The 25,432-nt window shown below is 70.8% G+C and carries 23 protein-coding genes, 1 pseudogene and 1 riboswitch; of the genes and pseudogenes, 12 read left to right on the top strand and 12 right to left on the bottom strand.

Annotated elements, in window-relative coordinates; genetic code table 11:
- Positions 1 to 49: 49 nt before the first annotated feature.
- The 4 genes from ABD374_RS20600 (at position 50) to ABD374_RS20585 (ending at position 4,053) form a co-directional block, all read left to right on the top strand.
- Entirely contained in the window at positions 50 to 1,342 is a 1,293-nt protein-coding gene (locus ABD374_RS20600) for an HD domain-containing protein (RefSeq protein WP_344497044.1), read from the top strand.
- A gap of 117 nt (positions 1,343 to 1,459) precedes the next feature.
- The gene (locus ABD374_RS20595) at positions 1,460 to 2,446 is read left to right on the top strand and encodes a tetratricopeptide repeat protein (protein ID WP_344497221.1); all 987 of its coding nucleotides are present in this window, start codon (positions 1,460 to 1,462) and stop codon (positions 2,444 to 2,446) included.
- 80 nt (positions 2,447 to 2,526) lie between these two features.
- A complete protein-coding gene (def, locus tag ABD374_RS20590) occupies positions 2,527 to 3,159 on the top strand; it encodes a peptide deformylase (protein ID WP_344497043.1) in 633 nt (210 codons plus the stop codon).
- Positions 3,160 to 3,312: 153 nt separating this feature from the next.
- A complete protein-coding gene (locus ABD374_RS20585) occupies positions 3,313 to 4,053 on the top strand; it encodes a D-Ala-D-Ala carboxypeptidase family metallohydrolase (RefSeq protein WP_344497042.1) in 741 nt (246 codons plus the stop codon).
- Here ABD374_RS20585 and ABD374_RS20580 read toward each other — a convergent pair.
- The 3 genes from ABD374_RS20580 to ABD374_RS20565 form a co-directional block, all read right to left on the bottom strand.
- Entirely contained in the window at positions 3,972 to 4,424 is a 453-nt protein-coding gene (locus tag ABD374_RS20580; RefSeq protein WP_425577289.1) for a hypothetical protein, read from the bottom strand. The genes ABD374_RS20585 and ABD374_RS20580 overlap by 82 nt on opposite strands.
- Before the next feature lie 362 nt (positions 4,425 to 4,786).
- On the bottom strand, positions 4,787 to 5,794 hold the full coding sequence (locus ABD374_RS20570) for a ribonucleotide-diphosphate reductase subunit beta (protein WP_344497041.1): 1,008 nt from the start codon (positions 5,792 to 5,794) through the stop codon (positions 4,787 to 4,789).
- A gap of 2 nt (positions 5,795 to 5,796) precedes the next feature.
- Entirely contained in the window at positions 5,797 to 8,214 is a 2,418-nt protein-coding gene (locus ABD374_RS20565; protein WP_344497040.1) for a ribonucleoside-diphosphate reductase subunit alpha, read from the bottom strand.
- 143 nt (positions 8,215 to 8,357) lie between these two features.
- A riboswitch (cobalamin riboswitch) is annotated at positions 8,358 to 8,481 on the bottom strand.
- A 112-nt stretch (positions 8,482 to 8,593) separates the two neighbouring features.
- Here ABD374_RS20565 and ABD374_RS20560 point away from each other — a divergent pair.
- Positions 8,594 to 9,177 (top strand): annotated as a pseudogene (locus ABD374_RS20560) (Uma2 family endonuclease).
- Between the two features lie 56 nt (positions 9,178 to 9,233).
- On the opposite strand, the gene ABD374_RS20555 reads toward ABD374_RS20560, so the two are convergent.
- The 3 genes from ABD374_RS20555 to ABD374_RS20545 form a co-directional block, all read right to left on the bottom strand.
- Complete coding sequence (locus tag ABD374_RS20555; protein ID WP_344497039.1) at positions 9,234 to 9,437, bottom strand: YbdD/YjiX family protein; 204 nt, start codon at positions 9,435 to 9,437, stop codon at positions 9,234 to 9,236.
- Positions 9,434 to 11,653, bottom strand: a complete 2,220-nt coding sequence (locus ABD374_RS20550; RefSeq protein WP_344497038.1) for a carbon starvation CstA family protein — start codon at positions 11,651 to 11,653, stop codon at positions 9,434 to 9,436. The genes ABD374_RS20555 and ABD374_RS20550 overlap by 4 nt, the downstream gene beginning before the upstream one ends.
- Before the next feature lie 249 nt (positions 11,654 to 11,902).
- The gene (locus ABD374_RS20545) at positions 11,903 to 12,667 is read right to left on the bottom strand and encodes a GntR family transcriptional regulator (protein ID WP_344497037.1); all 765 of its coding nucleotides are present in this window, start codon (positions 12,665 to 12,667) and stop codon (positions 11,903 to 11,905) included.
- Positions 12,668 to 12,951: 284 nt separating this feature from the next.
- Between ABD374_RS20545 and ABD374_RS20540 the strand changes: the two genes are divergently transcribed.
- From ABD374_RS20540 to ABD374_RS20525, 4 genes are all read left to right on the top strand, one after another.
- Entirely contained in the window at positions 12,952 to 14,238 is a 1,287-nt protein-coding gene (locus ABD374_RS20540; RefSeq protein ID WP_344497036.1) for an extracellular solute-binding protein, read from the top strand.
- Positions 14,239 to 14,371: 133 nt separating this feature from the next.
- Positions 14,372 to 15,400: a carbohydrate ABC transporter permease gene (locus tag ABD374_RS20535; RefSeq protein WP_344497035.1), complete on the top strand. Its 1,029-nt coding sequence runs from the start codon at positions 14,372 to 14,374 to the stop codon at positions 15,398 to 15,400.
- Positions 15,401 to 15,459: 59 nt separating this feature from the next.
- Entirely contained in the window at positions 15,460 to 16,266 is an 807-nt protein-coding gene (locus tag ABD374_RS20530) for a carbohydrate ABC transporter permease (RefSeq protein ID WP_344497219.1), read from the top strand.
- Positions 16,267 to 16,275: 9 nt separating this feature from the next.
- Positions 16,276 to 17,802, top strand: coding sequence for a glycoside hydrolase family 3 protein (locus ABD374_RS20525; protein ID WP_344497034.1), 1,527 nt, complete (start codon positions 16,276 to 16,278; stop codon positions 17,800 to 17,802).
- Between the two features lie 91 nt (positions 17,803 to 17,893).
- Here ABD374_RS20525 and nagB read toward each other — a convergent pair whose 3' ends face one another.
- Positions 17,894 to 18,679, bottom strand: coding sequence for a glucosamine-6-phosphate deaminase (nagB, locus tag ABD374_RS20520; protein ID WP_344497033.1), 786 nt, complete (start codon positions 18,677 to 18,679; stop codon positions 17,894 to 17,896).
- 384 nt (positions 18,680 to 19,063) lie between these two features.
- Here nagB and ABD374_RS20515 point away from each other — a divergent pair, with 384 nt between their 5' ends.
- Entirely contained in the window at positions 19,064 to 19,474 is a 411-nt protein-coding gene (locus ABD374_RS20515; RefSeq protein WP_344497231.1) for a hypothetical protein, read from the top strand.
- Between the two features lie 276 nt (positions 19,475 to 19,750).
- The gene (locus ABD374_RS20510; protein WP_344497218.1) at positions 19,751 to 21,217 is read left to right on the top strand and encodes a sensor histidine kinase; all 1,467 of its coding nucleotides are present in this window, start codon (positions 19,751 to 19,753) and stop codon (positions 21,215 to 21,217) included.
- A gap of 177 nt (positions 21,218 to 21,394) precedes the next feature.
- Here ABD374_RS20510 and ABD374_RS20505 read toward each other — a convergent pair whose 3' ends face one another.
- Both ABD374_RS20505 and ABD374_RS20500 read right to left on the bottom strand, forming a co-directional pair.
- The gene (locus tag ABD374_RS20505; protein ID WP_004937597.1) at positions 21,395 to 21,652 is read right to left on the bottom strand and encodes a WhiB family transcriptional regulator; all 258 of its coding nucleotides are present in this window, start codon (positions 21,650 to 21,652) and stop codon (positions 21,395 to 21,397) included.
- A gap of 317 nt (positions 21,653 to 21,969) precedes the next feature.
- A complete protein-coding gene (locus ABD374_RS20500) occupies positions 21,970 to 22,938 on the bottom strand; it encodes a diacylglycerol/lipid kinase family protein (protein WP_344497032.1) in 969 nt (322 codons plus the stop codon).
- A gap of 73 nt (positions 22,939 to 23,011) precedes the next feature.
- On the opposite strand from ABD374_RS20500, the gene ABD374_RS20495 reads away from it, so the two are divergent.
- Complete coding sequence (locus ABD374_RS20495) at positions 23,012 to 23,443, top strand: hypothetical protein (RefSeq protein WP_344497031.1); 432 nt, start codon at positions 23,012 to 23,014, stop codon at positions 23,441 to 23,443.
- 54 nt (positions 23,444 to 23,497) lie between these two features.
- Here ABD374_RS20495 and ABD374_RS20490 read toward each other — a convergent pair whose 3' ends face one another.
- From ABD374_RS20490 to ABD374_RS20480, 3 genes are all read right to left on the bottom strand, one after another.
- Complete coding sequence (locus ABD374_RS20490) at positions 23,498 to 24,520, bottom strand: RNA polymerase sigma factor SigF (protein ID WP_425577287.1); 1,023 nt, start codon at positions 24,518 to 24,520, stop codon at positions 23,498 to 23,500.
- Positions 24,517 to 24,930 (bottom strand): ATP-binding protein, encoded by a 414-nt coding sequence (locus ABD374_RS20485; protein WP_028811722.1) that lies wholly within the window; start codon positions 24,928 to 24,930, stop codon positions 24,517 to 24,519. Before ABD374_RS20485 ends, ABD374_RS20490 begins: the two co-directional genes overlap by 4 nt.
- A gap of 227 nt (positions 24,931 to 25,157) precedes the next feature.
- Positions 25,158 to 25,418 carry a UBP-type zinc finger domain-containing protein gene (locus ABD374_RS20480; RefSeq protein ID WP_344497030.1) on the bottom strand — a complete coding sequence of 87 codons (261 nt, stop codon included), beginning with the start codon at positions 25,416 to 25,418 and terminating at the stop codon, positions 25,158 to 25,160.
- Positions 25,419 to 25,432: the final 14 nt, after the last annotated feature.

Here is a 25,432-nt window from a genome sequence, read left to right as displayed (position 1 = left end):
TGCGCCGCAAGCGGCACTGCCGGGCCCGTACGCGCGCGGAGCGTGCCGCATGAAGCGGGGCGGAAAGGCCGCGCGGCCTGCGCTCGCCCTCGGGCTCGTGTACGGCGCCGCCGCCGTGCTCACCGTCTACGCCCTCGGCGACACCCTCTGGTACGGCGTCGCCGAACCCGGCGTCGCCCTCGCCTTCGGCGCGCTCGTCACCGTCGGGGAGCTCTCCCGCTGGGGCGTACGGGGCGGCCCCCGCGCCCTGCCCGCCGAGCGCGAACCCGCCCCGCTCGGCGCCGCCGGAGCCCTCGCCTACGCCCTGCTCGGACAGAACGCCGGACAGCCCACCGTCCACGGCGTCCTCCAGGTCGTCGCCGTCGTGGTCGCGGCCGCCCTCGCCGGCGCGGTGCCGCACGTCGCCGCAGGCCACGGGTCCGCTCTCGACCACGTCGTCCGCCGCGTCCTCACCGTCGCGTTCGCCGCCGTCTGCTTCCAGCCGCTCTACAACTGCGGCCTGTGGGAACAATGGGTCGGCCACGGCCCGTACCACGCGCTCCTCCTCCTGCTGCTCCTCGTCCTCACCGCCCTCTGCGACGCCGTCCTCGCCGCCGTCATGGCCCGCGCCCGCACCGGTTACCCGTACGGTCCGCTCCTGCGCGACGAGCTGCGGGCGCTCCTCGGGATCGGCTCGGCCGTCTGCGCCACAGGCGCCGTCATGGCGCTCGCCGTCGCCGTCACCGGGCTGTGGGCCCTGCCCGTCTTCTGCGTGCCCCTGCTGCTCACCCAGCTGTCCTTCCGCCGGTACGCCGCCGTCCGCACGACGTACCGCCAGACCATCGCCTCGCTCGCCCGCGCCACCGAGATCGCCGGCCACACCCCGCAGGGCCACGCCCACCGCGTCGCGCTGCTCAGCCGTGCGGTGGGGCGCGAGCTGGGGCTCGCCGAGCCCGACCTCACCGTCCTGGAGTACGCCGCCCTGATGCACGACATCGGACAGCTCTCCCTCCTCGACCCGGTCCCGGCCGGGGCCACCGCATCCCTCCCGCTCGCCGAACAGCGCCGCATCGCGCTCCTGGGCGGAGCCGTCGTACGCCAGACGGGGGTCCCCGCCGAGGTCGCGGTGGTCGTCGAGCGGCAGGCCGACCCGTACCGTGAGCAGCCGCTGCCTGCCCGGATCGTCCGCGCCGTCAATGCATACGACGATTTCTCGGGGGAAAGCGGAGGGGGACTGGGCGGGCCGCTCAGCGCCCTGGAACAGCTGCGTCTCGGCACCTGCCGCGACTACCAGCCCGAGGTCGTGGAATCCCTGGCGCGTGTTCTGTCCCGGGGTGGTGCGGCCCCGTCCCCACCGGGGTAACCCATGGGTAATGAGCGGCCCTGTGACCCGGCATGGTTGGATGCCAAGAAGAGGAAGAAGAGGGTGTCCGGGGGGCACTGGACCTTCAACGACCGGCAGGCGGGACAGGCGGGAATCGTGAAGATCTTCGGGAAGGTACGGCACAGGCCGTCCGCCTCGTGGCGGCAGGCCACCGACCGCGCGTTCACGCTGATCGGCGACGGTCGGTACGAGGACGCGGGAGCGCTGCTGACACGCGCGGCGGACCTCGAACCCTGGTTGTCGGAGTCCTGGTTCAACCTCGCGCTGCTGCACAAGTTCCGGCACGACTGGGAGCAGGCCCGCGCCGCCGGCCTGCGCGCCGTCGCGCTCCTCGACCGGGAGACCGGCGCTCCCGACTGGTGGAACGTCGGCATCGCGGCCACCGCCCTCCAGGACTGGCCGCTGGCCCGCCGTGCCTGGCAGGCGTACGGCCTGAAGGTGCCCGGCGAGCCCACCGAGAGCGGCGAGCCCCACGGCATGGAGCTGGGCAGCGCCGCCGTCCGCCTCTCGCCGGAGGGCGAGGCCGAGGTGGTGTGGGGCCGCAGGCTCGACCCGGCCCGGATAGAGGTGCTCTCGATCCCGCTGCCGTCCTCCGGGCGCCGCTGGGGCGAGGTCGTCCTGCACGACGGCGTACCGCACGGCGAGCGCGTCACCGCCGCGGGTCCGTCCTTCCCCGTCTTCGACGAGATCGAGCTGTGGGCGCCCTCGCCCGTACCCACCTGGGTGGTCCTCCTGGAGGCCGCCACCGAGTCGGACCGGGACGCCCTGGAGCGCCTCGCCGCCGACGCGGGGTTCGCCGCCGAGGACTGGTCGTCGTCCGTACGGCTGCTCTGCCGGGCCTGCTCCGAGTCCCAGATGCCCAGCGACGAGGGCGACGGCGAGCACCTCGACCCGCACGACCACAGCGAGCCCGGTCACCCGGGGCCGCTGGGCCACCGCACGGCCGGTGCCGGTGAGCTCTGGCTGCCGGAGCGCGAGTGCGGCATCGCGGCGCCGGCCGGACTGGTGCGCGGGCTGCTCGACGGATGGGTCGCCGACAACCCCGACAGCCGCGAGTGGCGGGATCTCGAAGAAGTCTGCTGAGGGGTCCGCCGGAGCCTGCCCGTAGGCTGTACGGGCATCGGATTCGGTATTCGGGGTTTTGAGGAAGGCGTACGGCGGACATGGCGCAGCACGAGACGGACCAGCAGGACATCAACGACGGGTTCGTCGTGGACACGGAGAACACCGAGGAGCGCGAGCGGGCGTACCGCGAGCGCGGTACCGCCCGCCCCATCACCGTCGTCGGGAACCCGGTCCTCCACCAGGAGTGCAAGGACGTCACCGAGTTCGACGACAAGCTCGCGGCGCTGATCGACGACATGTTCGCCAGCCAGCGCGCCGCCGAGGGGGTCGGCCTGGCCGCCAACCAGATCGGCGTCGACCTCAAGGTCTTCGTGTACGACTGCCCGGACGACGACGGCGTGCGCCACGTCGGTGTGGTCTGCAACCCGGTCCTGGAGGAGCTCCCGCAGGAGCAGCGCATGCTCGACGAGGCCAACGAGGGCTGCCTGTCCGTCCCGACGGCGTACGCCGAACTGGCCCGTCCCGACTACGCGGTGGTGCGCGGCCAGGACGCCGAGGGCAACCCCGTCAAGGTGCGCGGCACCGGTTACTTCGCGCGGTGCCTCCAGCACGAGACGGACCACCTGTACGGCCGCCTCTACATCGACCGCCTGTCGAAGCGCGACCGCAAGGACGCGCTGAAGCAGATGGCGGAGGGCACGCCGCGCTACGAGACCGTCCCGAACGACTGATCCTCTCCGCCGTCGCCGCGGGGCCGCCGGGCGACTGCCATTGGTCGGACAAATGACCCTGGCAGTCGCCCTGTTGACGTGTGTGCGCGGAGGCGCCAGTCTCGGGCGTGCCCCCCGCTCCTGTGCCCCTCTGCTCCTCGGTATGGAGGCCCCATGTTCCGGCGTACGGCGAGATCCGTCCTCTGTTTTGTCATGCTCATGGTCGCAACGTTGGGCGGGGCGGTCGCCACCGCGGGCACCGCGCACGCCGACGGCTGCTACACCTGGTCCCGCACCCTCTCCCAGGGCGCCACCGGAGCCGACGTCACCCAGCTCCAGATCCGGCTCGGCGGCTACCCGGGCTACGGCGCGGTGCTCGCCGTCGACGGCGAGTACGGCCCCGCCACCACCGCCGCCGTCAAGCGCTTCCAGTCCGCGTACGGGCTCTCCTCGGACGGCGTCGCGGGCCCCGCCACCTTCAGCAAGCTCTACGACCTCCAGGACGACGACTGCACGCCCGTCCACTTCTCGTACGCCGAGCTCAACACCTGCAACAGCACCTGGTCCGGCGGGGCGGTGAGCGCCGCCACCGCCAAGTCGAACGCCCTGCGCACCATGTGGAAGCTGGAAGCACTCCGGCACGCCCTCGGGGACCAGTCCATCCGGGTCACCAGCGGCTTCCGCTCCCACGCCTGCAACGACGCGGTGGGCGGGGCGTCGAGCAGCCGCCACCTGTACGGCGACGCCGCCGACCTCGGCTCCGGCCCGCACTCCCTGTGCACGCTGGCCAAGCAGGCCCGTCACCACGGCTTCAACGGCATCCTCGGCCCCGGCTACCCGGGCCACGGCGACCACACCCACCTGGACCACCGCGCGAGCCGCTTCTGGTCCGCGTCCAGCTGCGGCGTCTCCTGACCGGACGGGCCCGCCCCGGGGTCCGCCCCAGCCCCTGGAGTGCGGTCGGTCCGCACCGCACTCGGACGAAGGCGTCGCCGGTGCTCGACGCCGCCGGCCGCCGTCGGCCGCCCGCGGACCGCGCTGCCGCCTGAACGGTCCCGCGCGGTCCGCGTCGGCCCGGGACCGCGCGCAGTGCCCCCGGGACCGGCGGCGGTGAGGCGGTCGAGGGCGGCGGACGTGCTGTCGTCGGCGGGCAGGTGGGCGAGGAGGCGCTGGTCGTCGGCGGCGGGCAGTTCGAGCGCCTCGTACGCCGGCCTCGGCTCGCCCGCCTCGGGGTGGACCAGGCGCGTGATGCCGCTGGACTGGGGAAGGCCCGGCAGGGTGTCCACCCGCCCGGTGAATCCGGGGCCGCCGGTGACGGCCGACTCGTCCGCGAGCAGGGCGGCATGGCCGTCCGGCCGGAAGGGGCCCTGCTCGAGGGCGGCTCGTCGGCTGCAGCGGCGGTCTCCTGGCGATCGGACAACTCCGCCAGGTCTTCAACGGGCTCCACGCCCACACGGTCCGCGACTGCGTCTCGTTCCCCCGTTACTACGAGCTCTTCGGCCCCCACGGGACCTTGAAGGACCCGGAAGGGCCCAACGGCGCCGCGGAGGCCATGCTCGACCAGCTTCTCTGGTGGGGCACGATCCTCCGCGACGCCAGGCGCGACCGCCCGCTCGCGGTCCGGAACGCGCGGTCCGGGACCCGCGGTCTAGAAGTCGTCGTCGAAGGCGACCGAGCCCTCGACCGCGACCTGGTACGCCGACGGACGGCGCTCGAAGAAGTTCGTCAGCTCCTGCACGCCCTGGAGCTCCATGAAGGAGAACGGGTTCTGCGAGCCGTACACCGGGGCGAAACCGAGGCGCTCCAGGCGCTGGTCGGCGACGCACTGGAGGTACTCGCGCATCGACTCGGTGTTCATTCCGGGCAGGCCGTCACCGCACAGGTCGCGGCCGAACTGGAGCTCCGCCTCGACGGCTTCCTTCAGCATGTCCGTGACCTGCTGCTGCAGGGCGTCGTCGAAGAGGTCCGGCTCCTCCTTGCGGACGGTGTCCACGACCTCGAACGCGAAGTTCATGTGCATCGTCTCGTCGCGGAACACCCAGTTGGTGCCGGTCGCCAGGCCGTGCAGCAGGCCGCGCGAGCGGAACCAGTAGACGTACGCGAACGCGCCGTAGAAGAACAGCCCCTCGATGCACGCCGCGAAGCAGATCAGGTTCAGCAGGAAGCGGCGGCGGTCGGCCTTCGTCTCCAGGCGGTCGATCTTCTCGACCGAGTCCATCCACGTGAAGCAGAACTGCGCCTTCTCACGGATCGAGGGGATCTCCTCCACCGCGTCGAACGCCGCCGCGCGGTCGTCCGGGTCGGGGAGGTAGGTGTCCAGCAGCGTCAAGTAGAACTGGACGTGGACGGCCTCCTCGAAGAGCTGGCGCGAGAGGTAGAGGCGCGCTTCGGGGGAGTTGATGTGCTTGTAGAGCGTCAGCACCAGGTTGTTGGAGACGATCGAGTCGCCCGTCGCGAAGAACGCGACCAGCCGGCCGATCATGTGCTGCTCACCGGGCGAGAGCTTCGCGAGATCGGCGACGTCCGAGTGGAGGTCGACCTCCTCCACCGTCCATGTGTTCTTGATCGCGTCCCGGTAGCGCTCGTAGAAGTCCGGGTAGCGCATGGGGCGCAGGGTCAGCTCGAAGCCCGGGTCGAGAAGGTTCTTGTCACTCATGATTACTGGCACGCCTCGCAGGACTCGGGGTTCTCAAGGGAGCAGGCGATCGCGTCCGCGTCGGGAGCGGCGGGGGCCTGCTGTACGGGGACGGGGACGGGGGCCGCGGCCGCCGCGCCGGAGCCCGCGGCCCGGGCGATGCGGGTCGCGGGGCGCGAGCGCAGGTAGTACGTCGTCTTCAGCCCCTTCTTCCACGCGTACGCGTACATCGAGGAGAGCTTCCCGATGGTCGGCGTCTCCAGGAAGAGGTTCAGGGACTGCGACTGGTCGAGGTACGGCGTACGGGCCGCCGCCATGTCGATCAGTCCGCGCTGCGGGATCTCCCAGGCGGTGCGGTAGAGGGCCCGTACCTCCTCGGGGATCCAGCTGAAGCCCTGCACCGAGCCGCTGGACTCGCGCAGCGCCTCGCGGGACTGGGCGTCCCAGACGCCGAGCTTCTTCAGGTCCTCCACCAGGTAGGCGTTGACCTGGAGGAACTCACCGCTGAGCGTCTCGCGCTTGAAGAGGTTGGAGACCTGCGGCTCGATGCACTCGTACACGCCCGCGATCGACGCGATGGTCGCGGTCGGCGCGATCGCGAGGAGCAGGGAGTTGCGCATTCCGGTCTTCGCGACACGGGCGCGCAGCGCGTCCCACCGCTCCGGCCAGGTGACCTCGACGCCGTAGTGGTCGGGGTGCAGGACGCCGCGCGCCGCGCGGGTCTTCTCCCAGGCCGGGAGCGGGCCGCTGACCTCGGCGAGGTCGCAGGACGCCTCGTACGCGGCGAGCATGATGCGCTCGGCGATCCGCGTGGAGAGGGCGAGCGCCTCGGGGGAGTCGAAGGGCAGGCGCAGCTTGAAGAAGACGTCCTGGAGACCCATCGCGCCCAGACCCACCGGGCGCCACTTGGCGTTGGAGCGGCCGGCCTGCTCGGTCGGGTAGAAGTTGATGTCGACGACGCGGTCGAGGAAGGTGACGGCGGTACGGACGGTCTCGTCCAGCCGCTCCCAGTCGATCTCGCCGTTCCGGGACACGAACGAACCGAGGTTGACGGAACCGAGGTTGCAGACGGCCGTCTCACCGTCGTCCGTGACCTCCAGGATCTCGGTGCACAGGTTCGAGGAGTGGACGACGGAGCCCGGCTCGGCGGTCTGGTTCGCCGTACGGTTCGACGCGTCCTTGAACGTCATCCAGCCGTTCCCGGTCTGCGCGAGGGTACGCATCATCCGGCCGTACAGCTGGCGCGCGGGAATCGTCGTACGGGCCAGACCGTCCGCCTCCGCCTTGCGGTACGCCCGGTCGAACGCGTCGCCCCACAGGTCGACGAGCTCGGGAACGTCCGCGGGCGAGAACAGCGACCAGTCGGTGTCCGCGTCGACGCGGCGCATGAACTCGTCGGGGATCCAGTGCGCGAGGTTCAGGTTGTGCGTACGCCGCGCCTCCTCGCCCGTGTTGTCGCGCAGTTCCAGGAACTCCTCGATGTCCGCGTGCCAGGTTTCCAGGTAGACGCAGGCCGCGCCCTTGCGCCGGCCGCCCTGGTTGACGGCGGCGACCGACGAGTCGAGGGTGCGCAGGAAGGGGACGATGCCGTTCGAGTGACCGTTGGTGCCGCGGATCAGGGAGCCGCGGGCGCGGATGCGGGAGTACGAGAGGCCGATGCCGCCCGCGTGCTTGGAGAGGCGCGCGACCTCGTGGTAGCGGCCGTAGATCGAGTCGAGCTCGTCGAGCGGCGAGTCCAGCAGGTAGCAGGAGGACATCTGCGGGTGACGCGTACCGGAGTTGAAGAGCGTCGGCGAGGACGGCAGGTAGTCCAGGCGGCTCATCAGGCGGTACAGCGCGGCGACCTCGTCGGCGGCCGCGGGGGAGTCGTCCTTGGCCAGACCGGACGCCACGCGCAGCATGAAGTGCTGCGGGGTCTCGATCACCTGACGGGTGATCGGGTGGCGCAGGAGGTAGCGGCTGTAGACCGTGCGCAGGCCGAAGTAGCCGAAGCGGTCGTCGGCGGCCGGGTCGACCAGCGCGTCGAGGCGGGCCGCGTGGGCGGTCACGAAGCCGGCCGTACGGTCGGCGATCAGGCCCTCGCGGTGGCCGACGGACACCGACTCGGAGAAGGTGCGGACGCCCTGCGTCGCCGCCTCGTCGCGGATCGTCCGGGTCAGGAGGCGTGCCGCGAGCCGGGAGTACGCCGGGTCCTCGGAGATCAGCCCGGCGGCGGCGTCGGTGGCGAGGCCCCGGAGCTCGGCCGCGTCCGACGCCGCGTTGCGGCCGCGCAGGGCGGCCGCGGCGACCCTGCCCGGGTCGGTGTCGGGAAGGTCGGCGGTCAGGTCGGTGAGGGTCCGCAGCAGTGCGGTCCCGGCTCCGGGCCCGTCGGACGGCTCCGTCGACTCCGCTGGATCCGTCGGCTCCGTGGCAGTTGCCGGATCGGCTGACGCGATGGTCACGGGGTGCTCTCCCTCGCTCGGCTCGGGGCCGGCGGGGAACGGGGGGGGCGTACGGGCACACGTCACCCCGGGAAGGGCGGCATACCGCGTAGCGTCCACCGGCCCAACCGCGAGGCCCGGACGTGTCGGTGTCCGGTTCGGTCGAGCCGGACACACCGTCGGCAGGTCTTCGGACTCCTGGGTGCGCAGAAGCGCACCGATCACACCGTTGCGGGACAGTTCCGGATTCACACCGGATTCCCCTGCGGCGACAGCGAGCATGAGCATACATGTGGGGGCGGTTGGGTGAAGCGGCCCCCACATGTTGTGTCACACGGGAAGAGCGAAGGTGGTTGTCACAGCGCTCCGCTATCGTCGTGAGCACACGGAGGTACGCCCCATGTCAGCTGTCGCCGACCGGCCCCACCCGCTCCCCGAAGAATTCGACGAGGCCACGCGCACACTGGCCCGCACGACCGAGGGCGTGCGGCGGGAACTCATCGACGGGAGGCTGAGGGGAGGGTTGTGCCGGACGGGGACCACGGGCGAATCATTCAGTGGCTGACACGCATCTGTATGCAGTCCCGTCCCGAGCTGTGGCTCCACCCCGACCAGGGACTGAAGGTGCAGGCATGCCGGAAGGGCCGTGCGCGCCCCGACGGCTCACTCGCACCCGGTGATGCCTTCGTGGGGCAGGGCGAGTGAGCCGATCCCGACTCCGTGCTGATGGTCGTCGAGGTCACGTCGTACGACACCGCCACCGACCAGCGCGACCGGGTGGAAAAGCCGCGTGCCTACGCCGAGACCGGCATCCCGGTCTACCTGCTGATCGACCGCGACACCCGCGAGGTGACCGTCTGCAGCGAGCCCGACGGCGTCCGGTACGAGAACGCGCACACGGTCCCGTTCGGCAAGCAGGTGGCGCTGCCGGGCCCGGTGGAGATCACCCTGGAGACCGAAGCGCTGAAGGAGTGGGTGCGCTGACGCCGACGGGCCGCCGCATCCCCGTAAGGGGGCGCGGCGGCCCGTTGTGGGACCGCTCAGCAGCAGCGGAAGCCCTCGCGGGGGTCCGCCTCGCGGGCGTCCGTGCGGCCGCGCTCGAACTGACGGCGGGTCATCACCGGTGCTTCGGGGTCGCACGACCGTGCGTGGGCGACGTACCGGTCGTACGCCGACTCGCCCGTCAGCTCGCGGACGTACCAGCGGATCCGGCCCGCCGCGCGGCGCACGTCCGTCAGGGTCATTCGGAGGCCCCCGGGCCGGCCGGCGCGGTCTCCTTGCGGGTGCCGCCCTCGGGGCCGGCGCCCGCCGCGACCAGCTCGGCCTTCTCCTCCTTGGTCGCGATGATCGAGGCGGGGGCGACCAGCCTGGACTCGACGTACGGAGCCTCGTGCAGCTTCACGCTCTGCGGGTCGCGGATCGCCTTGAGGCAGACCCGGCCGGCGTCGGCCAGTACCACCACGATGAGGACCGCGAAGAGCGCGCACAGCACGCCGTCGACCGTCGAGTTGGTGACGACGGTGTGCATCTGGTCCATGTTCTTGGCGGGCGGCAGCACCTGGCCCGCGTCGATGCCCGCCTGGTACTTGTCGCGCTGGGCGAAGAAGCCGACCTTCACGTCGTCCGAGAAGATCTTCTGCCAGCTGGCGGTGAGCGTGACCGCCACGTCCCAGGCGAGCGGCACCGCGGTGACCCACGCCCACTTCAGGCGGCCGGACTTCACGAGCAGCGTGGTGCAGACGGCGAGGGCGACGGCGGCCAGCAGCTGGTTGGCGATGCCGAAGAGCGGGAAGAGCTGGTTGATGCCGCCCAGCGGGTCGTGCACGCCGACCCACAGGAAGTAGCCCCAGCCGCCGACCACGACCGCACTGGCGAACCAGACGCCCGGCTTCCAGCTGACCTGGCGGAACGGCTTGTAGACGTTGCCCAGCATGTCCTGGAGCATGAAGCGCCCGACGCGGGTGCCCGCGTCCACCGTGGTGAGGATGAACAGCGCCTCGAACATGATCGCGAAGTGGTACCAGAACGCCTTCATCGTGGTGCCGCCGACGACCGCGGAGAAGATCTCCGACATGCCGAGCGCGAAGGTCGGCGCGCCGCCGGTGCGCGAGAGCAGGCTCTGCTCCTCGACGTCCTTCGCCGCCTGGGCCAGCGCCTCCGGAGAGATGGAGAAGCCCAGGTTGGTCACCGCTTGGGACGCGGCCTGGACGCTGTCTCCCACCACACCCACGGGCGAGTTGATGGCGAAGTACAGACCCGGGTCGATGATGCACGCCGTGATCATCGCCATCACCGCGACGAACGACTCGGTCAGCATCGCGCCGTAACCGATCATCCGGATCTGCGTCTCCTTCTGGACCATCTTCGGGGTGGTGCCCGAGGAGACCAGGGAGTGGAAGCCGGAGAGCGCGCCGCAGGCGATGGTGATGAAGACGAAGGGGAACATCGAGCCGGCGAAGACGGGGCCCGTGCCGCTGGTCGCGAAGTCCGTCACCGCGGGCATCTTCATCGTCGGCAGGGCGATGAAGACGCCGAGCGCGAGCAGCCCGATCGTGCCGACCTTCATGAAGGTGGAGAGGTAGTCGCGCGGGGCGAGCAGCAGCCACACCGGGAGGACCGAGGCGAGGAAGCCGTACACGATCATCCAGATGACCAGCGTGCCCGGCTCCAGCGTGAACGTGTCCGCCCACGAGGACTCCGCGACCCAGCCGCCCGAGACGATCGCGAGCAGCAGCAGCGCGACGCCGATGATCGAGACCTCGCTGACCCGGCCCGGACGCAGGATGCGCAGATAGACACCCATGAAGAGGGCGATCGGGATCGTCATGCCGATGGAGAAGACGCCCCACGGGGAGTGCGCGAGGGCGTTCACGATGACCAGGGCGAGCACCGCGAGCAGGATGATCATGATGGCGAAGACCGCGACCAGGGCGGCCGCGCCGCCGAACGGCCCGATCTCGTCGCGCGCCATCTGGCCGAGCGAACGGCCGTCGCGGCGGGTGGAGAAGAAGAGCGTCACCATGTCCTGGACGGCGCCGGCGAGGATGACGCCGACGATGATCCATATCGTGCCGGGCAGGTAGCCCATCTGCGCGGCGAGTACGGGACCGACCAGCGGGCCCGCGCCCGCGATGGCGGCGAAGTGGTGCCCGAACAGCACGCGGCGGTCGGTGGGGTGGAAGTCGACACCGTTGTCGAGCCGCTCGGCGGGGGTGGCCCGGTTCTTGTCGACCTTCAGGACGCGGTGGGCGATGAAGCGCGAGTAGAAGCGGTACGCGATGGCGTACGAGCCGAGAGCCGCCGCCAGCATCCAGGCGGCGGAGACCTCTTCACCGCGCGAGAGGGCGAGCACCGCCCAGGCGATGGCGCCCACGAGGGCCACCGAGGCCCATACGGCTATGGACTTCGGGGACAGGGCCCGTTGTCTCTGGGCTGGCGTTGTCGACTGCGACTGCGGCATGACGATCCGTCCCCTCGCGCGATCTTTACTCGTAACGTGCGCGAAATCTAGGTGCTGCGACCGCCGTCCGTAACCCCCTGTCCGCATATCGGTACGGACACGGCCCGACCACTGCAGGTCAGAGCCGTACCGGAGTGCTGCCTGTCCGGCGGCCGTCGCGTCAGTCCGTCGGCCGCTTCAGGTGGGCGACGCTGTGCTGTCCCGGGGGCGGCCCCCGGACCCCCGGCCGCTCCGTGGTTCGCCGTCGCGTCAGTCCGTCGGCCGCTTCAGGTTGGCGACGAACTTGTAGCGGTCGCCGCGGTAGACCGAGCGCACCCACTCCACCGGCTCGCCGTTCCCGTCGATCGAGTGCCGGGACAGCATCAGCATCGGCAGGCCCACGTCCGTACCGAGCAGCCCGGCCTCGCGCGGGGTGGCCAGCGAGGTCTCGATCGTCTCCTCGGCCTCGGCGAGATGGACGCCGTACACCTCCGCCAGCGCCGTGTAGAGCGACGTGTACTTGACGAGCGAGCGGCGCAGCGCCGGGAAGCGCTTCGCCGACAGGTGCGTCGTCTCGATCGCCATCGGCTCACCGCTCGCGAGCCGCAGCCGCTCGATCCGCAGGACCCGCCCGCCTGCCGAGATGTCGAGCAGCCCGGCGAGGGTGTCGTCGGCGGTGACGTAACCGATGTCGAGGAGCTGGGAGGTGGGTTCCAGGCCCTGCGCCCGCATGTCCTCGGTGTACGAAGTGAGTTGCAGCGCCTGCGAGACCTTCGGCTTGGCCACGAATGTGCCCTTGCCCTGGATCCGCTCCAGACGGCCCTCGACGACCAGCTCCTGGAGCGCCTGGCGCACCGTCGTGCGCGACGTGTCGAACTCGGCGGCCAGGGTCCGTTCCGGCGGTACCGGGGTCCCGGGCGGCAGGGTCTCGGTCATGTCCAGCAAATGGCGCTTGAGCCGGTAGTACTTGGGCACGCGCGCGGTACGTGCCGGTGCCGCGCCCTCGGTCTCCGTACCGCCCCCGTCCGTGGCCATGCCCCGCCTTCCCGACTTCTGTGCTGCTGCCGTCACCGGCTCCTCCGACTGTCGCGGCTCACATGGTGGCACGGCCTCGTCATGGGGCGACGCCCTTCCTCAGGTGTCGGTCCGATAACGGACGCGAGAGCCCTTCTTATACACCCTTGACACCCCTAAAGGTCTAGGCCAAGCTCCCGGTACTGGTCTAAACCATTAAAGACCAGAACCCGGCCCCGGGCAGTACATCGGCGTAAGTCTTCGCGGTGGGCAGGGGGTTGCAGGCATCCCTGAGGAGTGATGGCGTGAAGCGCAAGCTCATCGCGGCAATAGGCGTCGCGGGCATGATGGTCGGCATCGCCGCGTGTGGTTCGGGCGACGGCGGCTCCGGCGGCAAGTCCTCCGGAGACGGCAAGTCGGTCACGGTCTGGGTGATGGACGGTTCGGCTCCCGAAGACTGGATGGCCGGCGTCAACAAGGAGTTCGAGGCCAAGCACCCGGGTGTCAAGGTCAAGGTCGAGAAGCAGCAGTGGAACGGCATCCAGGAGAAGCTGACCACGGCCCTCTCCGAGGACACCCCGCCGGACGTCGTGGAGCTCGGCAACACCCAGACCGCCGGTTACGCGGTCACCGGCGGCCTCGCCGACCTCTCCGGTGACAAGGCCGACCTCGGCTACGACGCCTGGAACAAGGGAATGGTCCCCGCGGCCGAGCTGGACGGCAAGCTCTACGCCGCCCCGTGGTACGCCGCCAGCCGCGTGGTCGTCTACGACAAGAAGATCTTCAAGAAGGCGGGCGTCAAGCCGCCGCAGACGCGCGACGAGTGGGTCGCCGGCCTGGAGAAGATCAAGAAGTCCGACAGCAAGATCCAGCCGCTCTACCTGCCGGGCCAGAGCTGGTACGTCTACGCCGGCTTCGTGTGGGACGAGGGCGGCGACCTGGCGGCCCGGGACGGCGAGCAGTGGAAGGGCTCCCTGTCCTCCCCCGAGGCGGTCACCGCCATGAACTTCTACAAGAAGCTCCAGTCGTTCTCCTCGGCTCCCAAGGACAAGGACGAGGCGACGCCGCAGCAGTCGACCGACATCGTCCCCAAGGGCGGTGTCGCGTCCTGGATCGGTCTCGGCTGGGAGGCCGGCGGCGCGATCGCCGCCATCGAGAAGGCGGGCGACAAGGCCGACTTCGGCTACTTCCCGGTCCCGGGCAAGACCGCCGACAAGCCGGGCAGCGTCTTCCTCGGCGGTTCGAACCTGGCCGTCGCCGAGCGCTCGCAGAACAAGGACCTGGCCAAGGAGTGGCTGGCCCTCGCCGCCGGCAAGGACCAGATGACGAAGTACGCGAAGGCCACCGCCGGCGCGCTGCTGCCGAACAACGACGCGGCCCAGTTCGAGCCGGAGGCCGGTTCCTTCGCCGAGGCCATGGCGAAGTCCGCGTCCGTCGGCGAGGTCACGCCCGTCACGCCGGGCTGGGCGAACGTCGAGACCGAGCCGAACCCGATCAAGGACTACATGACGAAGGTCCTGAAGGGCGAGGACGTCAAGAAGGCCGGTGAAGCGGCCGACAAGGTCATCACCGAGCGTCTCGGCCAGGAGTAGCCGTATTCCGTGGTGCGGCCGGTGACCCTTCCCCCCGTCGCCGGCCGCACCACCCGGGCATGCAGTGGCGGCGGTCCCGCGGGGGCCGCAGACCCGTTGGGCGCGGGTGCCCAGAACCGCGAGGAAGAAGACCATGACCGTGCACTCCCAGGGAGTGGCGGCCTCCGCACTGGAGGACGCCCCCGGAAAGGCGGCCGGGAAGTCACAGACTCCACCGCCCGCCTCCGGATCCAGGAAAGTCCCTCAGCCTCCTCGTGGCAGAGGCAGACGATCGCTGCCCGCCGGGCTGATCCCGTACCTGCTGCTGGCACCGGCGGTCGTCTGCGGCGCCGTGCTGCTGCTCTATCCCCTGGTCCGCAACCTGATCCTCTCCTTCCAGGAGGTCGGCCGCAGGGAGCTGATCACCCGGGAGACCGTGTGGACGGGCTTCTCCAACTACACGGACCTGCTCACGGATTCCGATTTCTGGACCGTGGCGGGCCGGTCCCTCCTGTTCACCGCGGCCAACGTCGTACTGATCATGGGCATCGGCTCGCTCATCGGCATCCTGCTCAACCGCCTCGGCAAGAAGATGAGGCTGGTGCTGTCGGTGGCCCTGGTCACCGCCTGGGCCATGCCGATCGTCGCCTCCGTCACGGTCTTCAGGTGGCTCTTCGACGAGCAGTTCGGCATCGCCAACTGGATCATGCGCACCCTGGGCGTCTCCGGCTACGAGCAGCACAACTGGTTCGAGACCGGAATGGCGACCCTCACCATCGTCACCGTGCTCGTGGTCTGGGGCTCGATCCCGTTCGTCGCGCTCAACATGTACGCGGGCCTGACGACCATCGGCAACGAGCTGTACGAGGCGGCCCGGATGGACGGCGCGACCGGCTGGCAGACCTTCTGGGCGGTCGTCTTCCCCAGCTTGAAGCCGTTCTTCCTGATCACCACCTTCCTGGAGATCATCTGGGTCTTCAAGGCGTTCACGCAGGTGTACGCGATGAACTCCGGCGGCCCCGACCGGGAGTCCGAGACCCTGCCGGTCTTCGCCTACATCGAGGGCCAGGGCCAGTTCCACTACGGCCTCGCCGCGGCGATCTCGGTGCTGACCATCGTGATGCTGGCCGCCATCATGTCCTTCTACTTCCGCCTGATCCTGAAGCAGGAGGAGGAGCAGTGAGCAACGTGTCCTCTGGTCTCCGTGCGCCGCGCCGCAGCAGACGGCCCGTCCGGCCGGCCGTGATCGGCAAGAACCTCCTCGCGCTCGCCCTGGCGGCGGTCTTCCTCTTCCCGGTCTACTGGATGTTCTCGTCCTCCCTGAAGCCCCAGGGCGAGATCCTCTCCAAGGACCCGGCCTTCCTCTTCACGCCGACCCTCGACAACTACACGAAGGCGACGGGCATCGACCTGTTCTGGACGTACGTCCTCAACAGCGTCACCGTCACCGTCGGCGCGGTCCTCCTGGCCCTCGTCGTCGCCCTGGCCGCCAGCTTCGCCATCGCCCGGATGAAGTTCCGGGGCCGCAAGGGCCTGATCCTGGCCGTGATGATGGCCCAGATGGCGCCCTGGGAAATCATGGTCATCGTGATGTACCTGATCGCCCGGGACGGCGACATGCTGAACAGCATCCCGCTCCTCACCGCGATCTACTTCGTCATGGTCCTGCCCTTCACCATCTGGACCCTGCGCGGTTTCATCGCCGCCGTCCCGGTGGAACTGGAGGAGGCCGCGCTGATCGACGGCTGTAACCGCGGCCAGGCCTTCATCAAGGTGGTCTTCCCCCTGCTGGCGCCGGGTCTGATGTCCACCTCGCTGTTCGGATTCATCACGGCCTGGAACGAATTCGCCATGGTCCTTGTCCTCAACAAGGACAAGGAAGCCCAGACGCTGACGCTCTGGCTGACGCAGTTCCAGACGGCGTTCGGCAACGACTGGGGCGCGACGATGGCGGCCTCCTCCCTGTTCGCCCTCCCCGTCCTCGTGGTCTTCCTCTTCCTCCAACGCCGGGCCGTCGGCGGCATGACCGCCGGTGCAGTGAAGGGATAACACGCGACCATGACCACTCTCGCTCCCCGCACCGACACCCTCACCCGCGACGCCCTCGCCGTCCTCCAGCCCGGTTTCCGGGGCACCACCGCCCCCGACTGGCTGCTGCGCCGGGTCGGCGAGGGCCTGACCTCCGTCGGTCTCTTCGGGCGCAACATCGCCTCCCCGGCGCAACTGGCCGCGCTCACCGCGCAGCTGCGCGCCGAACGCGACGACGTGCTCGTCGCGATCGACGAGGAGGGCGGCGACGTCACCCGCCTGGAGGTCCGCCACGGTTCCTCGTTCCCCGGCAACCTTGCCCTCGGCGCCGTCGACGACACCGGTCTCACCCGGGACGTCGCCCGCGCACTCGGCCACCGGCTGGCCGAGTGCGGTGTCAACCTCAACTGGGCGCCGTCCGCCGACGTGAACTCCGACCCGGGCAATCCGGTCATCGGCGTACGTTCCTTCGGCGCCGACCCGCAGCTCGTGGCGCGGCACACCGCGGCGTACGTCGAGGGCCTCCAGGCCGCCGGCGTCGCCGCCTGCACCAAGCACTTCCCGGGCCACGGCGACACCGCCGTCGACTCCCACCACGCGGTGCCCCGCATCGACGTGGACTTGGACACACTGCACGCCCGTGAGCTGGTGCCTTTCCGGGCGGCGATCGCCGCGGGTTCCAAATCCGTCATGAGCGCGCATATCCTGCTCCCCGCGCTCGACCCGGCCCGCCCGGCCACTCTGAGCCCGCAGATCCTCACCGGTCTGCTGCGCGAGGGGCTCGGCTACGACGGGCTGATCATCACCGACGGCATGGAGATGCAGGCCATCTCCTCGACGTACGGCATCGAGCTGGGCAGCGTCATGGCGATCGCCGCCGGCGCCGACGCGATCTGCGTCGGTGGTGGGCTGGCGGACGACGGGACCGTGCTGAGGCTGCGCGACGCGCTGGTCGCGGCCGTGCGGGACGGCGTACTGCCGGAGGAGCGGCTGGCCGACGCGGCGGCGCGCGTGCGCGCGCTCGCGGGCTGGACGCGGCAGAGCAGGGGGGCCCTGGGGGCTTCGGGGCCGGGCGCGGCTTCACAGGAGGGGACCGCGCCCGGCACCGGCACCGAGATCGGCCTGGTGGCCGCGCGCAGGGCGCTGCGGGTCACCCGGAGCGCCGGTTTCGCTCCCGTCACTTCCGCCCCGTACGTCGCTGCCTTCACCCCCGTCGCCAACATCGCCGTCGGCGACGAGACGCCGTGGGGGATCGCCGCCGAGCTGGCGCGCCTGCTGCCGGGCACCACGACGGGCACGTACCACAGCGGGAACTCCGCGCCGGAGCAGGTGGTCGGGGCCGCGGAAGGCCGCCGGATCGTCGCGGTCGTACGCGATGCCCACCGCCACCCGTGGATGGCGGCCGCGCTGGAGGCGCTGACCGCCGCCAGGCCCGACACGGTCGTGGTGGAGATGGGCGTGCCGCAGGCGCAGCCGCGCGGGGGCCTGTACGTCGCGACGCACGGCGCCGCGCGGGTGTGCGGCCGGGCCGCCGCCGAGGTCGTCGCCGGCGCCTGACCGGTACGACGGAGTGCCGGGATCCGGGGGGATCCCGGCACTCCGTCGTGTCCAGCCGTGTCCCGGGAACCCCGGGGGCCCCGGGAGGGCCCTACAGACCCTGCCAGACCGGCTTGGCCGCGTACGTCGCGCGGAAGTAGTCGGCGAGCTTCAGCTTGGACGCCGCCGCCTCGTCGACGACGACCGTCGCGTGCGGGTGAAGCTGGAGCGCGGAGGCCGGCACCAGCGCGGCGACCGGGCCCTCGACGGTCTGCGCCACGGCCTCGGCCTTGCCCTCGCCGGTGGCGAGCAGCACCAGGTGGCGGGCCTCCAGGATGGTGCCGATGCCCTGCGTGATGACGTGGTGGGGCACCTGGTCGATGTCGCCCTCGAAGAAACGCGCGTTGTCGACGCGGGTCTGCTCGGTCAGGGTCTTGATCCGGGTGCGGGAGGCCAGCGAGGAGCACGGCTCGTTGAAGCCGATGTGCCCGTCGGTGCCTATGCCGAGCAGCTGGAGGTCCACGCCGCCGGCCTCGGCGAGGGAGCGGTCGTACGCCTCGCACGCGGCCTGGATGTCCTCGGCGGAGCCGTCGGGGCCCATGAAGGAGGCCTCGGTCAGGCCGAGCGGCTCGACGACCTCGCGCAGCACGACCGAGCGGTACGACTCGGGGTGCCCGGCGGGCAGCCCGACGTACTCGTCGAGCTGGCAGATCCGCGCGCGCGACGCGTCGACCTCGCCCGCGCGGACCTTGGCCGTCAGGGCCTCGTAGATGGGCAGCGGGGACGAACCGGTGGCCACGCCGAGCAGCGCGTCGGGCTTGTGGCCCAGCAGCCGGCCGATGCTCGCCGCGATGAGCTCGCCGCCGGTCCTGGCGTCCGGAACGATGACAACTTCCACGCTGAGCCTGCCGATCTGAGTGGGGGACCGTATTGTGGTATAGACCAATCTAGCAGAGGCCGTGCCGTGTGCCCGGGGGTCTTCGCCAAGCGGGTGCCCGTATTTCCATGGTCGGCCGGGACCCGCCGGTCGTCACCTTTTCGCCGTCCCCCTCCGTCCCCCTCCGTCCCCCTCCGCCCCCTCTCGGGCGAGTGGGCCGCCCGTCGCGTCCAGCCACCGGCCCGTGATCCGGCGGGCGTCGTCGGACGCCAGGAACGCCACGACGTCCGTGATGCCGGAGGGTTCCCCGACCCGACCCGACCCGACCCGGCATCGCCGCCGCCCCGGCCCACGCCTCGCCGCTCGTGCGCAGCCGGCCGCGTTGATGTCCGTGTCGACGATGCCGTGAGCTTGTACGGCGAGCGGTACGGGGGCTTCGCGTCGCGCGCCCTGCGCGAGGAGCCCACCGTCCGCGCCGGCGTCGCCCGGATGCTCCACGAGGCGGCGGAGTTCACCGGCCCGTCCCGTCCGCGCGGCTGTCTGGTGATTTCCCCGGCCATCGACTGCACGACGCCGGAGGCCGAATCCGCCCTGCGCGATCAGCGCGACGCCGGCCTCGCCGCGATCGAGGCCCTCGTCGCGGCGGACACCGGCACGGGCGAGCTGCCGCGTGGCGCCGACGCCCGCGCCCTCGCGCGCTTCGGCGGCGCGTGCTCCGGGGGCTGTCGCGGCACGCACGCGACGGCGCCACGCGGGGGGACTCGAGGCGGTCGCCGAGCACGCCATGCGTGCCTGGTCGTCCGAGGCGACAACTGACCGTTAATCTTACTGGGCACGGTCATAGACATAAGGTAATGGTCTAGTCCACAATGCACAGGTAAAGCCTCCTCCCTCCCCGCACAGGAGGGTGGAACGAGGCACCGGCGCTCTCTGCCCTGACTGCGCCGTGGCCTCCACCGGCCGCGCGGGACCGCACACCCGCCGCTTGGCCGGAGCAGCTCCGGGCTGCGGTGCCGGACGGGCTGAGGGTCCCGGCCGGCGCCGTGGCCATGGGGTCGCCCGAGCGAAGGTACGCTCGCACACGTGCCCTCCATGAACGACCTCGTCCGCCAGCACACCGCTCTGAGTGAGACCGACCTCGAGTGGCTCCATCTGCTGGTCTCGGAGTGGCAGCTGCTCTCCGATCTCTCCTTCGCCGACCTCGTCCTGTGGGTTCCCACCCTCGACGGGACGCGCTACGTCTCCGTCGCGCAGATGCGGCCCAACACCGGCCCCACCTCCTACCAGGACGACATGGTCGGCCACCTCGTCCCGCGCGGCCGCCGCCCCCTCCTCGACGCGGCCCTCGACGAGGGCCGGATCGTGCGCGAGGGCGACCCCGAGTGGCGGGAGGAGGTCCCGGTCCGGGTCGAGTCGATTCCCGTACGCCGCGAAGGGCGCGTCCTCGGCGTCATCGCCCGCAATACGAACCTGCTGACCGTACGCACCCCCAGCCGCCTGGAGCTGACGTACCTCCAGAGCGCCTCCGACCTGGCCCAGATGATCGCCGCCGGGGCCTTTCCCTTCCCCGGCCAGCAGGTCGACATGGACGCCTCGCCGCGCGCCGGCGACGGGCTGATCCGGCTCGACGCGGACGGCATCGTCCAGTACGCGTCGCCGAACGCCCTCTCCGCGTACCACCGGCTCGGCCTCGCCTCCGATCTCGTCGGAAACCACCTCGGCCAGGCCACCGCCGAACTCGCCCCGTCCCGCGGTCCGGTGGACGAAGCCCTGGTCAAGCTGGCCAGCGGCTACGCCCCGCGCGAGACCGAGGTCGAGGGGGACAGCGGGGTGATCCAGCTGCGAGCGATCCCGCTCAAGCCCAAGGGGACGCGGATCGGTTCGCTCGTCCTGTGCCGTGACGTCACGGAACTCCGCCGGCGCGAGCGGGAGTTGATCACCAAGGACGCCACCATCCGGGAGATCCACCACCGGGTGAAGAACAACCTCCAGACGGTGGCGGCCCTGTTGCGGCTCCAGGCGCGCCGGATGGACTCCGAGCAGGGCCGCGAGGCGCTCAACGAGGCGGTGCGCCGCGTCGGCTCGATCGCGATCGTCCACGAGACGCTCTCGCAGAACCTCGACGAGCGCGTCCAGTTCGACGAGATCGCCGACCGGGTGATCGCGATGGTCGCCGAGATCTCGCCGGGCAAGGTCGACTGCCGCCGCACGGGCCGCTTCGGCATACTCGACGCCGAAGTGGCGACGCCGCTGGCGATGGTCCTCACCGAGGTTCTCCAGAACGCGCTGGAGCACGCCTTCGCACCGGGGGAGCGGGGGACGGTCGAGGTGGCCGCCGTGCGCGGCAGCGACCGCAAGGACGCCCGGCTGCTGATCACCGTTCAGGACGACGGCCGCGGTCTGCCCGAGGGGTTCGACCCCCAGCGGACCGGCAACCTGGGCCTGCAGATCGTACGGACGCTGGTCGAGGGCGAGCTGGGCGGGACCTTCGACATGGTCCCGGCCCCCGGGCGCGGCACCCGGGTCGTACTCGACGTACCCGTACGCGCCGACAAGTAACGCCGGGCCGGGCGCCGGACCGGGCGGAAAAGCGGCGAGCCCCGGACCGAAGAACGGTCCGGGGCTCAAAGCTCACGTTGCTATGCGCATCGGGGGGTACTGCGCGCTGCGGCTCGGGGCGGGTGGTACGTACGCGCTGTACGCGCCGCCAAGCTGAGGCTCGTGCGGGGTGGTGGCTCAGGCGGTCGCGTTACGCGCCCGGTTGCGGGCGGCACGGCGCTTCATCGCGCGGCGCTCATCCTCGCTGAGGCCACCCCAGACGCCGGAGTCCTGGCCGGACTCGAGCGCCCACTGCAGGCACTGCTCCATGACGGGGCAGCGGCGGCAGACGGCCTTGGCTTCCTCGATCTGCAGCAGCGCAGGACCGGTGTTGCCGATGGGGAAGAACAGCTCCGGGTCTTCCTCACGACAAACGGCGTTGTGACGCCAGTCCATGGCTGCTACCTCTCCTTGGTATTACGTGCTGGTGCTTGTGAATGTGAACGCTTTCACGAATCCCTCCGCAAGTGAAGGGCCGACTGCCAGTTACCTGGTGTGGGTCCTGTGTGCAAGGAGGGGTTCTGGCTTTCAGTGGAGGCTGGTGTTGCGGGCCGTCCCGATCGCCATGTAGAGATTCCCAAACCTCGGCGGCGGATACAACCCCTTCCGAGAAGTTTTTTTTGATTCCTCGGTGTCGGGTAGGTCACAGCCGTACTTCTAAGGGGTGTAACCCAGCCCGTACGTTCGAGTTAAAGGACTTTTGCGCCTTCCGCTCACACAATCACACGCAGTGCACGGCGTACGCCTGTGAACGTCACGCTCGTACGCAGCCCCAGGTGGTCACCGTCCATCTGGAAGGGGAGAGGTGCCTTCGAATGCAAGGTGAAGTCGGTCAGGTCGTGCAGCGTCAGCGCGTGCTTGCCGTGGGGTCCGCGCTCGGGCGACGAGGTCAGCAACTGGGTCGCGTAACGGGCCACGGCGGGGGTGGACAGCTTGCTCAGTCCGAGCACGTCGAGCGCCGTGTCGAAGGAGGCCTCCGGGGACGCGTACATCGGACGATTGCCCAGGTAGGTCCAGGGGGCGGTGTTGCAGACTATGGACAGCACGAGGTCTTCCACCGGGGCGTGGCCGGGGCGCTCCAGGGTGATCAGACCCTGCCGGCGGTGCGGTTCCACCAGGAACTGGCGTACCACCTGGCGCACGTAAAGGGCGTGCGTCGAGCGCTTTCCGCGCTCCCTGTGCTGCTCGACCCTGCCGATCACTCCCGCGTCGAAACCGAGGCCCGCGCAGAACGTGAACCAGCGGGCCGGCACTGATTCGTCCTCGGTCCCCGGGGTACCCGCTGCGAGACCGAGGCCGACCGTGCGCTCGCTGCGGGTGCGCAGTGCGTCCAGGATGGCGCCGGTCGCCTCGACGGCGTCGTTGGGCAGACCGAGGGCGCGGGCGAAGACATTCGTGGAGCCGCCGGGGACGACGGCCAGGCGCGGCAGGCGCTGCGGGTCCGGGCCCTCGTGCAGGAGGCCGTTGACGACCTCGTTCACGGTGCCGTCGCCGCCGAGCGCCACGACCAGCTCGATGTCCTCGCTCTGCGCGGCCCGACGGCCCAGGTCGCGGGCGTGCCCGCGGTACTCGGTCGTCACGGCTTCCAGCTTCATCTCGCTGGCCAGGGCGTGAATCAGGACATCACGGGTGCGCGCGCTGGTGGTGGTAGCTGCCGGATTGACCACGAGGAGTGCACGCATGCGCGCCAGACTACCCAGTGGGGGAAACCCGGCCCCGACCTGGTCCGCCGAGGCGGGCGGTTACGCTGCGGGGGTGAGCAATGAGCAGACTCCCGGATCCGTCGCCGGCCCCCGCCCCACCCGGCTGACCGCAGCGGCGGCGCTCGCCGCGCTGGAGGGCCTGGCGCTGGTCGCTGGTGGCGTGTACATGCTCGTGATGGGGCTGCTCGGCAGCCCCGACAGGCCCGAGCAGGCGGAGATGGGCGGCGTGACGCTGATCGTCCTGGCGCTGCTGCCCCTGCTGGCCGCGCGCGGACTGCTCAAGCGCCGCGCGTGGAGCCGCGGGCCCGCCATCATCACGCAGCTCATGGCGCTGCCGGTGGCCTGGACGCTGCTGCGCTCCGAGGGCTCCCTGCTGATCCCGGCCGGCATCGCCCTCGCGGTGGTGGCCGTCGCGTCGCTGGTCCTGCTGGTCAACCCCGAGACGAACCGGGCGCTGGGCATCCGCGGCCCCCGCGACGCGTAACGCCGCGGGACGCCCGGTCGGCCGTACGGTCGTGCGAGCGCACGGCCGCGGGGACTACTCCTCGACCAGCAGCCTTTCGCGGAGCTGGGCCAGCGTGCGGGCGAGCAGCCGGGAGACGTGCATCTGGGAGATGCCGACCTCCGTGGCGATCTGCGACTGCGTCATGTTGCCGAAGAAACGCAGCAGCAGGATGCGCTTCTCGCGCGGTGGGAGGCCCTCGAGGAGCGGCTTCAGCGACTCCCGGTACTCGACGCCCTCCAGCGCCTCGTCCTCGGCGCCCAGGGTGTCCGCGACCGCAGGGGAGTCGTCGTCGGTGTCGGGGACGTCCAGCGACAGCGTGCTGTACGCGTTGGCGGACTCCAGGCCCTCCAGGACCTCTTCCTCCGAGATGCCCAGGCGCTCGGCCAGCTCGTGCACGGTCGGGGACCGGCCGTGCTGCTGGGAGAGCTCGGCCGTGGCCGTCGTCAGCGACAGACGCAGCTCCTGGAGGCGCCGGGGCACCCGGACGGCCCAGCCCTTGTCACGGAAGTGCCGCTTGATCTCGCCGACGACGGTCGGGGTGGCGTACGTCGAGAACTCGACGCCGCGCTCCGGATCGAACCGGTCCACCGATTTGATCAGGCCGATCGTGGCGACCTGGGTGAGGTCGTCGAGCGGCTCGCCGCGGTTGCGGAAGCGGCGCGCCAGGTGCTCGACCAGGGGGAGGTGCATGCGCACCAGCCTGTTGCGCAGCTCCGCCTTCTCGGCCGATCCGTCCGGCAGCTCGCGCAACTCGATGAACAGCGCGCGCGCACCACTGCGGTCCTTCGGATCGTGGCGTCCGTGCTCCGTGGAGTGCTGTCCGTGCTCGCTCATATGGCCCGCCCGCTCTGCCTGCTCCGCCGCCACCGTGCCCACCGGGCCGTCCGCCGGCCCGTCGGCCACCGGTCCGTCGACCGGATGGGGCCGGGCCTGCTGTTCAGGGATGCCCGCAGGTCCGGGCGCGGACCCGGCCTGTCCGGCCGCGGCCGCGCGCCCTCCCGTCGGCGCCTGCGGGCTGCGCTCCTCGTTCCACACCGGCCCGTCCCCGTTCCTCACGCCGGCCCGGGTCCCGCGCCGCGCTGTTTGTACAGGCTGATGGTGACCGTACGGTCCTCGGCGACCGTGGAGTCGACCTTGCCCGCCAGTGCCGAGAGCACCGTCCAGGCGAAGGTGTCGCGCTCCGGTGCGCGTCCGTCGGTGGTGGGGGCCGAGACCGTGACGTCGAGTGAGTCTTCGACGAGCCGGAAGACGCAGCTGAGGACGGAGCCCGGCACGGCCTGCTGGAGCAGGATCGCGCAGGCTTCGTCGACCGCGATGCGCAGATCCTCGATCTCGTCGAGGGTGAAGTCCAAGCGCGCCGCGAGTCCGGCCGTGGCCGTACGCAGCACGGACAGGTAGGCACCTGCAGCGGGCAGCCGGACTTCCACGAAGTCCTGGGTCCCGGGCTCGCCTGCGATCTGGGACACCCTCACCTCCAAGGTGGCACAAGCTCTTTCGGGGGCCCGGGAGGGAGCGTCCCCCCGGAGCCACGCGGTACGTCGTTCGCCGGTGACGCTATCGCGATCCATTCTGCCGTGTCGCCGGACCCCCGCCCGGCCTCGTCACTCATAGTAAACACACGAGTACGTACAGTGGCTAGGGGTGTGCGGCGCCCAATTGGAAAGTACCGGCGCCGGGTTGACGTACCCACACGTCAGACGATCGAACCGTCCACGAAGCACCAACGCCAGTTCTCGCCGGGCTCGAAGCTGCGCAGCACCGGATGGCCCGTCTCGCCGAAGTGGCCGGACGCGTGCCGGTGCGGCGACGAGTCGCAGCACCCCACGTGGCCGCACACCAGGCACAGCCGCAGCTGTACGGGGTGGCTGCCGGCCGCCAGGCACTCCGGGCAGGTGTCGCTCAGCGGGGCCGGCTCGGGGACCGGCAGCGCGGCGACGTGCGAGCACTCGTCCATGATGGCCAGGTTAC

Source organism: Streptomyces enissocaesilis (genome assembly GCF_039533765.1).
GTDB classification, from domain to species: domain Bacteria; phylum Actinomycetota; class Actinomycetes; order Streptomycetales; family Streptomycetaceae; genus Streptomyces; species Streptomyces enissocaesilis.
This window is presented reverse-complemented; position numbering and strand designations above follow the sequence as displayed.

What these genes read in the sequence shown, in the direction of transcription:
- ABD374_RS20600 (WP_344497044.1), top strand. Translation starts at nt 50, where the DNA reads ATGAAGCGGGGCGGAAAGGCCGCGCGGCCTGCGCTCGCCCTCGGGCTC.
- def (WP_344497043.1), top strand. Translation starts at nt 2,527, where the DNA reads ATGGCGCAGCACGAGACGGACCAGCAGGACATCAACGACGGGTTCGTC.
- ABD374_RS20585 (WP_344497042.1), top strand. Translation starts at nt 3,313, where the DNA reads ATGTTCCGGCGTACGGCGAGATCCGTCCTCTGTTTTGTCATGCTCATG.
- ABD374_RS20570 (WP_344497041.1), bottom strand. Translation starts at nt 5,794, where the DNA reads ATGAGTGACAAGAACCTTCTCGACCCGGGCTTCGAGCTGACCCTGCGC.
- ABD374_RS20555 (WP_344497039.1), bottom strand. Translation starts at nt 9,437, where the DNA reads ATGACCCTGACGGACGTGCGCCGCGCGGCGGGCCGGATCCGCTGGTAC.
- ABD374_RS20550 (WP_344497038.1), bottom strand. Translation starts at nt 11,653, where the DNA reads ATGCCGCAGTCGCAGTCGACAACGCCAGCCCAGAGACAACGGGCCCTG.
- ABD374_RS20545 (WP_344497037.1), bottom strand. Translation starts at nt 12,667, where the DNA reads ATGGCCACGGACGGGGGCGGTACGGAGACCGAGGGCGCGGCACCGGCA.
- ABD374_RS20535 (WP_344497035.1), top strand. Translation starts at nt 14,372, where the DNA reads ATGACCGTGCACTCCCAGGGAGTGGCGGCCTCCGCACTGGAGGACGCC.
- ABD374_RS20525 (WP_344497034.1), top strand. Translation starts at nt 16,276, where the DNA reads ATGACCACTCTCGCTCCCCGCACCGACACCCTCACCCGCGACGCCCTC.
- ABD374_RS20510 (WP_344497218.1), top strand. Translation starts at nt 19,751, where the DNA reads ATGAACGACCTCGTCCGCCAGCACACCGCTCTGAGTGAGACCGACCTC.
- ABD374_RS20505 (WP_004937597.1), bottom strand. Translation starts at nt 21,652, where the DNA reads ATGGACTGGCGTCACAACGCCGTTTGTCGTGAGGAAGACCCGGAGCTG.
- ABD374_RS20500 (WP_344497032.1), bottom strand. Translation starts at nt 22,938, where the DNA reads ATGCGTGCACTCCTCGTGGTCAATCCGGCAGCTACCACCACCAGCGCG.
- ABD374_RS20480 (WP_344497030.1), bottom strand. Translation starts at nt 25,418, where the DNA reads ATGGACGAGTGCTCGCACGTCGCCGCGCTGCCGGTCCCCGAGCCGGCC.